Source organism: Streptomyces sp. NPDC001714 (assembly GCF_042892755.1).
Taxonomy (GTDB): Bacteria; Actinomycetota; Actinomycetes; order Streptomycetales; family Streptomycetaceae; genus Streptomyces.
In genome coordinates, this window is sequence record NZ_JBIAUL010000082.1 from 1 (window position 1) to 1,469 (window position 1,469).

The 1,469-nt window shown below is 71.2% G+C and carries 1 protein-coding gene; it reads right to left on the reverse strand.

Going from position 1 to position 1,469, the window contains the following annotated elements:
* A partial coding sequence (locus ACFY0P_RS52180; RefSeq protein WP_388929540.1) for a condensation domain-containing protein occupies positions 1 to 1,469 on the reverse strand: 1,469 nt, incomplete at both ends.

Consider the following 1,469-nt stretch of genomic DNA (forward strand, 5'->3'; position numbering starts at 1 on the left):
TCCACCGCGCTCACGCGCACACCCGGATCCCCGGCCACCGCCTCCAGCACCCGCACCAGCCGGCTCGCGAACTCCTCCGCACTACGCGGGTCGAACAGGTCAGCCGAAACCGTCACGGCCCCCCGGAGTCCGGAGGGCACGCCATCGGCGTCGAACGCCTCGTCCACGACGACGTCCAGGTCGTACTTCGACACCGTAGGCCCCTCGGACAGGCCGGACGCCGTCAGCTCGGGGAGTTCCACCACCGGTCGTTCGGTGTTCTGCACGGTGAGCATGACCTGGAAGAGCGGATGCCGGGCCAGGGAACGGGCGGGCGCCAGATCGTCCACCAGCCGCTCGAAGGGGACGTCCTGGTGCGTGAACGCGCCGAGACTTGTCTCGCGCACCCGCTCCAGCAGTTCGGTGAAGGAGGGGTCCCCGGACAGGTCGGTCCGCAGTACGACGGTATTGACGAAGAACCCGACCAGTTCCTCCAGGGCCTCGTCGGGGCGCCCCGCGATCGGCGAACCGATGGGTATGTCGGCCCCCGCGCCCAGCCGCGACAGCAGAGCGGCCAGCGCGGCCTGCATCACCATGAACAGGGTCACGCCCCGCTCAGCGGCCAGCCTGGCGACGCGGGAGTGCAGTTCGGCCGAGACCTCGAACCCCGCGAGGTGCCCACGGTGGCTTGCGACCGGAGGCCGGGGCCGGTCGGTCGGCAGCACCAGCTCCTCCGGTGCCCCCGCCAGAGTGCTGCGCCAGTACGCCACCTGTTCGGACAGCAGACTGTCCGGATCGTCCTCGTCGCCCAGCAGGTCCCGCTGCCAGATCGCGTAGTCGGCGTACTGCACCGGCAACGGCGCCCGGTCCGGCGCCTCGCCCCGGCACCGGGCGGCGTACGCAGCCGACAGGTCACGCGCCAGCGGCCCCAGCGACCAGCCGTCGATCGCGATGTGGTGCACCACTACGGCCAGCACCTGCTCATCCGCCCCGGTCCTGAAGAGCCGGGCGAACAGGGGCAGGTCGGCGGCCAGGTCGAAGGTGTGGACAGCGGTCTCGGCCAGCATCTCGCGGAGTCCGTCCGCCGGCACGTCGACCACCGGAAGGTGCCAGCCCAGTTCCTCCGGACTCAGCACCCGCTGGTACGGCTGCCCGTCCTGGTGCGGATAGACCGTGCGCAGCACCTCGTGACGTGCCAGCACGTCCCGCAGGGCCGCTTCGAGGGCCTCCTTGTCGAGGGACCCGGTGAGGCGGACGGCGAAGGAGGTGTTGTAGAGCGAGCTGGGTCCTTCGAGCTGGTCGAGGAACCACAGGCGCTGCTGGGCGTACGACAGCGGCACGAGCTCGGGCCGGCGTACCGGCCGGAGGGGGGTCCGCACCGAGGACGTCTCCGGTAGGCGGGTGGCGAGTTGGGCGGGGGTGGGTGCGTCGAACAGGTCCCGGATACGCAACTCGGCGTCCAGCACACTGCGCACCCGCGCGATCAACCG